This is a genomic window from Bacillus sp. mrc49, assembly GCF_002803435.1.
The window spans coordinates 1-7,196 of the sequence record NZ_PHNG01000647.1 but is presented as its reverse complement, the minus strand read 5'-3'; the positions used below and the strand labels follow the sequence as shown (position 1 = coordinate 7,196).

The window sequence follows — 7,196 nt, the reverse complement described above, 5'->3', positions numbered from 1 at the left end:
CCGAGGCGGCATCTCATATAAGGGAACGGCGCTGCATAACAAAAGTGATCGCCTTTTAAAACCATACCGAAAAAACATTCAGGCCGTTTTGCAAAATCCTGCTTCCGCCCTGAATCCGAAACTAAAGGTAAAGGAGTCATTGATCGATCCTTTTCAGCAATTTGGGAATCAGATTGAAATGAAGCATTTTTCGTTTACTAGTGAAGGCGATTTTATTGCTCAGTTACTGGAAATGGTGGAACTTCCGAAGAATTTGGCTGATCGTTATCCCCATGAGTTAAGCGGCGGACAAAAGCAGCGCGTGACCATCGCCAGGGCCGTCAGCATTGAACCGAGCCTCATTATCCTGGATGAGCCTGCCTCAAGCCTGGACGTTCTCTCACAGGCGTCGGTGCTTGCGTTGATGGGGGAGCTGCGTGAAAGGTTGGATATGTCTTACCTGTTCATTTCCCATGATCTCTCGGCTGTACAGGAAATGTGCCAAAGAATCATGGTGATGAAAGAAGGGGAAATCGTGGATTCCTTCAAGAAGGAGCAGCTCTTTTCTGATGACCGTCATCCCTATACGAAAGAATTGATTTCGCTGTTTGAGTGAATAAGGTGGAACGAGTTTAATTTGTAAATCGAAATGATTTCGTTTTTTAATTTTGAATCCAGGGAGGAAGCAAGGTGAACCATCGATCATATTTGGCTTTGGCCATTCCTCTGACCATCTCGACGATAACGACGCCCCTCTTAGGTGCGGTTGACACCGCCGTTGTGGGGCAGCTGCCCGATCCTGCTTATTTGGGCGGCGTGGCAATCGGTACAATCGTGTTTAACACTTTATATTGGCTGTTTGGGTTTTTGCGGGTGAGCACGTCCGGATTTGCTGCACAAGCACTTGGGGCAAACGACGAAAGGGAAGGGAAATTCGCTTTCATTAGGCCCTTCATCTTGGCCTTAGTCGTCGGGATTAGCTTCATATGGCTTCAAGGACCAATTGAACGAGTTGCTCTAACCTTGATGGATCCTGATGCCGACGTCCGCGTATTTGCCGCAGAGTATCTCGGCATCCGAATATGGGGGATTCCTTTCACCTTGATGAATTACGTCATCTTGGGATGGCTGATGGGAATGGCCAAAATCAAGGTTTCATTACTATTGCAGGTGCTCATGAACCTCATGAATATACTTTTGGCCCTGGTGTTTGTCCATGTATTCGCAATGGGCGTGTCAGGTGTAGCGATAGCCACGCTGCTCTCGGAAGTGACAGCCTTTTTCGTTGGGTTATTCATTATTTGGAATGCTTTTGAGCATCGATTGGAAATGCCTTCTTTAAAAGAGATGGTCGATGCCTCATCGATTAAGAAAATGATGTCGGTCAATCGTGATTTATTCATCAGAACGCTCTGTTTGCTGACCGTTTTCAATATATTCACGGCAAAGGGCGCCTCGTATGGAACGGAGGTATTGGCCGCCAATGCCGTGCTTATCCAAATCCACTATATGATGGCCTACTTTTTTGATGGGTTGGCAAACGCTTCAAGCATTTTGGTCGGGAAAGCGGTCGGTTCGGGAGATAAGCGTTTATATAAGAAGACTTTGTTCCTGTCCTTGCAATGGGGAGTGATCACATCGCTGCTGATGGCCGCCGGTTACTACCTATTCGGTGATTCCCTTCTTACGCTCTTTACACGGATCCCAGGTGTCATTGAAAGGGCACAGGCTTATGGATTTTGGTTGATCCTGTTCCCGATCACAGCGAGTGTAGGTATCGTTTTCTATGGTGTTTTTACAGGGGCAACCGAGGCTGCGCCGGTTCGGAACTCGATGATTTACTCCTTGATTGCTTTTTTCGGGACGCTGTATTACTTTGTGCCGGTGTATCAAAACCATGGATTATGGCTCGCCTTTACGGTCTTCAGCTTAGGGCGTTCCATGTTTCTGGCACTGTATATACCGCAGTTAAGTAAAAAAATATTTCCTAAGAGAGGTGTTCGCCTTGAAAGCGATCAAATGGTCTAAAAACCAAGAAAAAATCATCCATACATATGTAGAGGCTTATGAAACCCTACGGAAAGAAACCGATTTATCTCCAAATAATGCAATCATCAACCGTGTATTATCCGAGCTTGTTTCGGTGGTTTCCAAACCGTTGGACCAGCACTTGGCAGCAGAAATCCTCAATCTCGATGAAATCCGATCGATACGGTGCAGCATGCTTGCTAAGCTGGCCATCGCTGAGACGTTGATGGAGGAGCACTTTGCCCAATCATATGTCGGCAAGGTGAGAACCCTGGAGGATTTTCATTCCTTCCTTTATTGGGAGAACTACAAAGAACTGATCAAAACGGAATTAAAAGAATTACAGAAAGTGAAGGGAGAAATCCGTTCCTTTGCCTTTGTTGGTACGGGCCCTTTGCCTTTGAGTCCATTGCTGCTTCAGCAAGAGCTTGGAGCGAACATGACTTGCCTCGATATTGATGAACAAGCCTATTCGCTAGGCAGGCGGATCATTCAGGAGCTGGATGATGGAAAAGCGCCTTCGAATTATGTCTTGAAGGACGGTGCGCTCCATGATTATGGGGAGTGTGATTTAGTCTGGATCGCCAGTCTGGTCCCTAATAAAGCGGAAATCCTGGAGCGGATTTTTCAGACACAACCTGAAGCGATTGTTGCCATCCGATCTGTGGACGGCATTCATCAATTATTATATGAACCCGTTGATGCGACAAAGTTTCGTAATGTGAGGTGTGAAGAAGTCGGAAGGACCATTGCGGATTCTTTCATCATCAACTCAACCCTTTATTACACGTTTAAACAATGACACCAAAAAACGCGTTGCTGCTATTGGCAACGCGTTTTTTTATTGAAACTAATGATATCCAACAAACTTACTTGACATTATAAACTTATTAAAATATAATTACTTACATAAAGTAACCTAACAAAAGGAGAATTCATACATGGATAAAAATACGGCAGCACAAGTTTTTTTAAGGGTAATTTTAGGTGTTACATTTTTCATTCACGGCATTGCTAAGTTTCAGGGGGGAATAGGCAACACGGCTGGTTTTTTCGATAGCCTTGGCATTCCCGGCTTCCTGGCTTACATCGTGGCGGGAATCGAATTGATCGGAGGACTTGCGGTTATACTTGGTTTGGGGACACGATTCGTATCCGTCCTATTTGCACTCATTTTACTAGGTGCAATTGTCACGGCTAAACTGCCTGCTGGCTTTCTTGGCAACGGACAAACAGCGGGCTACGAGCTGGACTTGGCACTGTTGGCCATGTCTGTCTATCTGGCGTGCGCAAACCGTACAGTTCTTTCTTTAGATCATTTTTTCAATAGAAAAGGGGGAGTGACATTATGAATGAACAATTTCATCAAAAGCCAGTTACTTTTGTCTCCGAGGTCAGTATAAATGTCATGAATTTGAATGATGCCATCATGTTTTATCAAGATATCATCGGACTTCAACTACTGAAGAAGACGGATAGGCAGGCTGTGTTAACGACGGATGGAAAAACTCCGTTGCTGACCCTTGAACAGCCCGCCGATGTGACTCCAAAGGAAGGGCGGACTTCGGGTTTGTATCACTTTGCCTTGTTGCTGCCGACCCGTGCGGATTTAGCGGTTTTCTTACGTCATTTATTGGAAACGAAATATCCGTTTGGAGCGGCAGATCATGCTGTAAGTGAAGCCTTGTACATTACCGATCCGGATGGAAATGGCATCGAAATCTACGCTGATCGTCCTTCTGTTGATTGGAAATGGGCAGCTGGCGAGGTCGCAATGGGCACGGATCCCTTGGATGGAAATGACCTGTTGGAAGAAAGCGATCGCGAATGGAGCCAATTGCCTGCAGATACGAGAATGGGACACATCCATCTTCACGTATCGGATTTACGAAAGACGGAGGAGTTTTACATGCAAGGACTCGGTTTTGCCGTCGTGAACCAATTCAAAGGGGCGCTTTTCATTTCCGCCGGAGGATATCATCATCATATCGGCTTGAACACATGGAATGGCGTCGGCGTTCCGGCTCCTAAGGAAAATAGTGTCGGCCTAAATTGGTATACGCTCGTGTTTGCAGATGAAGACGCGAGAAACAAAGTAACGGAGCAACTGAAAGCAATCGGTGCTGCAGTGACGGAAAAAGGAGCAACTTACGTTGTGGCCGATCCATCAGGAAATGTGATCCATTTAGTCGTCTAACATGGAAAGAAATAAAGCAGAAAGCAAGGGTGAGGATAATGGGTTTTTTAAGTAGGTTATTTGGAAATAAAGAAACAGCTGCAGAGGAAAATGGAAAAATGGCAAAAGTACTTTTCGTGAAAGTGAACGATCGCCCGGCAGATCAGGCAATCAGCTCGAAAATGTATGACACTTTCTTAAAATCATATAAAGAGTCACACCGTACAGATGAAGTGACCGAATTGGATTTATTCAAAGAGGACCTTCCCTATTATGGCAATACGGCCATCACTGGGCTGTATAAACGCAATCAAGGGCTGGAACTGACAGCTGAAGAGGAAAAAGCGGCCAATCTGGTTGACCAATATTTAAATCAGTTCCTGGCGATGGATAAGGTGGTTTTCGCTTTCCCATTATGGAACGGAACAGCACCAGCACCGCTCATCACCTATCTCTCCTATTTGTCACAAGCCGGTAAAATGTTCAATTATACGGCGGAAGGTCCAGTTGGATATGCCGGCGATAAAAAAATCATGCTATTGAACGCCCGTGGCTCGGACTATGCCTTGGAAGGAATGGCGGCTGGCGAAATGGCTGTCAATTTGGTCAAGACTATCATCAGCTTATGGGGAATCAAAAATCCTCAGACAGTCGTCATTGAAGGTCACAACCAGTACCCGGATCGGACACAAGCAATCATCGGCGATGGCCTGCAAAACGTTGCAAAAGCTGCCGCAGCATTCTAATCCTAACCGAAAGGCCCCCCATTTATGGCGGGCCTTTCAGACTGCTGAAAAATAGGTACAAAAGTCAGTTTGCCTTGAGTTGCACAAACCATCAATCGTCCTTGGCGGATAATAATCGACCTGCACAACGGAAGATCCGTCCATTCCAGCCGATAATCCGTCCAAACGACACCAAAATCCGTCCGTTCCAGCCGATAATTCGACCTATCCAAAAAAAGGCCCTCCATTTAATGGGGGCCTTTTTGGGGCAGGAATGATTCTATTTGACTTGATATTTCTTCAAGCGGTATTGGAGGCTTTGGCGGCTGATATTTAGGGTTTTGGCCGCTTGGGAGATATTCATCCCATGCTCCTTTAAGACTTTCTCCAAGTATTGCTTTTCGGTATTTGCTATATAATCATCCAGAGATAACGTTGACTCCTGTGGTTCCCGATTGGTATGGTCATCGTTTCTAGCGGCAGGTGCTTCCCCCAGATGGGCTTTTTTCTTGAATAGTGCGGGAAGGTGGTTGGGCGATATTTTAATATCGCCGGGTTCGAGCAAATTCATGGCACCCTCGATGATATGCTCAAGCTCCCTGACGTTACCAGGCCAGTCGTAATCATAAAAAAGGGCGTAGACCTCTTCGCTTATTCCCTCGATATTCAATTCGAATAGCGCATTGAATTTTTCGATGAAGGATTGTGCAAGTAAAGGAATGTCCTCTTTCCGCTCCCGTAGTGGGGGGATGAATAATGATACGACGCTTAGTCGGTAATATAGATCTTTTCGTAAATGATCATTTGCAATGGCATCGATTGGATCTTCATTGATGGTGGCAATGACCCGTACATCGATTTTTTTATCTTTTGTATCCCCGACACGGCGAATCGTCCTTTCCTGAAGGGCCCGTAACAGCTTTGCCTGCAAATTCGGATTTAAGGAGTTGATTTCATCGAGAAGGATGGTCCCCCCTTGTGCTTGCTCGAATAATCCAGGCCTTTCAATTGAACCCGTGAAGGCTCCTTTCTTCGTCCCAAACAGGATTCCTTCAATCAGGCTATCCGGGAGGGCGGCACAATTTTGGCTAATGAAAGGATGTGTCGAACGGCTGCTGCCATTATGGATGCTTTGGGCAAACAGTTCCTTTCCGGTTCCCGTCTCCCCGACGATGAGGATCGAGGATGTGGTCCTGGTCGAGCGTTTGCTCTTTTCTATGACCTCCAGGAAATTCTCGCTCGTTCCAATGATGCTGTCGAACGTGTATTTGGTATCTCCCTTATTTAAAATATTATCTTTAATGATTCTTTCCAGGTTCGTTATATCCTTTGCCACTTCAATTGCCCCGATAATATGATGGTTCTGGTCCATTATCGGGAAGGTATTATTGATGGTCGTGATTTCCTGGCCAAGATTATTGAAGTAGGTTTGCTTCGAGTTTTCCGTTTTTTTGCCAGAATGTAAGGCGCGAATCAAGGTACTCTCCGTTTCTTCCTTGAATTTAAAAATTTCATGAATCTTTTTCCCCAATACTTCATCAGATTCCATTCCTTCAATTTCAGCCATTTTCTTGTTATATACAATCGTCCGTCCTTTTGTATCAATGATATGTATCCCAATATCGATTACATCCACAAGTGAGTAGAGGATGGTTTGGAAACCTTCTATCTTTATGATTTGGTCTAAATACATGAATGCCTCCCAGTTTATTTCATATGTTAGAGATTATTGTAGAGCAATAGAACAAAAGGTGCAATGAAAATTTGCGCAGCAAGATTATTTGGCGGCAGGGTGCAAAAATATTTTGCGAAATAAGGTAAAAATGCTGCTTTTTCATGATGAATCAGTTTGGCACGAAAATTGCATCTAGTAAAAGTGTTGCGGTTGAATGTGCAAAATACGAATTAGAGCAAAAAATAATGGCATCTATGACGATTTTGCCCCGAACATACTGCTTTTCATGGCAAATTTCATGCAAAATATTAATTTTTTTAAATAAAATGAAAAGTTGGCACGGAAATTGCTTGTTTAATAAGCGAGAAGTAAAAATATAAATTAACTTTAGGGAGATGAGCCATAATGGTCCAACCATATAAACACGAACCATTTACTAATTTTAAACTCGAAGAAAACGATAAAGCTTTTCAAGTGGCATTGAATGAAGTAGCTAATGAGTTAGGGAAGAAATACCCGCTAATCATTAATGGTGAAAAAGTGTTTACTGATGAAGTCATTACCTCTGTAAACCCGGCAAATAAAGAAGAAGTTATCGGAGAAGTTTCCAAAG

Annotated in this window: 8 protein-coding genes and 1 pseudogene; 7 read left to right on the top strand and 2 right to left on the bottom strand. The window is 44.3% G+C overall.

What is annotated here, in order from left to right:
- From CVN76_RS08395 to CVN76_RS08370, 6 genes are all read left to right on the top strand, one after another.
- On the top strand, positions 1–595 hold a 595-nt coding region (locus tag CVN76_RS08395), incomplete at its 5' end, for an ATP-binding cassette domain-containing protein (RefSeq protein WP_100530896.1).
- Positions 596–669: 74 nt separating this feature from the next.
- Positions 670–2,007 (top strand): MATE family efflux transporter, encoded by a 1,338-nt coding sequence (locus tag CVN76_RS08390; protein ID WP_100530895.1) that lies wholly within the window; start codon positions 670–672, stop codon positions 2,005–2,007.
- Positions 1,985–2,809: a nicotianamine synthase family protein gene (locus CVN76_RS08385; protein ID WP_100530894.1), complete on the top strand. Its 825-nt coding sequence runs from the start codon at positions 1,985–1,987 to the stop codon at positions 2,807–2,809. Before CVN76_RS08390 ends, CVN76_RS08385 begins: the two co-directional genes overlap by 23 nt.
- 139 nt (positions 2,810–2,948) lie before the next feature.
- On the top strand, positions 2,949–3,359 hold the full coding sequence (locus CVN76_RS08380; protein WP_100530893.1) for a DoxX family protein: 411 nt from the start codon (positions 2,949–2,951) through the stop codon (positions 3,357–3,359).
- Positions 3,356–4,204 carry a VOC family protein gene (locus tag CVN76_RS08375; RefSeq protein ID WP_100530892.1) on the top strand — a complete coding sequence of 283 codons (849 nt, stop codon included), beginning with the start codon at positions 3,356–3,358 and terminating at the stop codon, positions 4,202–4,204. Before CVN76_RS08380 ends, CVN76_RS08375 begins: the two co-directional genes overlap by 4 nt.
- Before the next feature lie 38 nt (positions 4,205–4,242).
- Positions 4,243–4,929 carry an FMN-dependent NADH-azoreductase gene (locus CVN76_RS08370; protein ID WP_100530891.1) on the top strand — a complete coding sequence of 229 codons (687 nt, stop codon included), beginning with the start codon at positions 4,243–4,245 and terminating at the stop codon, positions 4,927–4,929.
- Positions 4,930–4,931: 2 nt separating this feature from the next.
- Here CVN76_RS08370 and CVN76_RS08365 read toward each other — a convergent pair whose 3' ends face one another.
- Positions 4,932–5,141 (bottom strand): hypothetical protein, encoded by a 210-nt coding sequence (locus tag CVN76_RS08365; protein WP_100530890.1) that lies wholly within the window; start codon positions 5,139–5,141, stop codon positions 4,932–4,934.
- A 47-nt stretch (positions 5,142–5,188) separates the two neighbouring features.
- Positions 5,189–6,601 (bottom strand): sigma-54 interaction domain-containing protein, encoded by a 1,413-nt coding sequence (locus CVN76_RS08360; protein WP_100530889.1) that lies wholly within the window; start codon positions 6,599–6,601, stop codon positions 5,189–5,191.
- Between the two features lie 387 nt (positions 6,602–6,988).
- On the opposite strand from CVN76_RS08360, the pseudogene CVN76_RS08355 reads away from it, so the two are divergent.
- Positions 6,989–7,196: pseudogene (locus CVN76_RS08355) on the top strand (L-glutamate gamma-semialdehyde dehydrogenase); the annotation flags it as partial.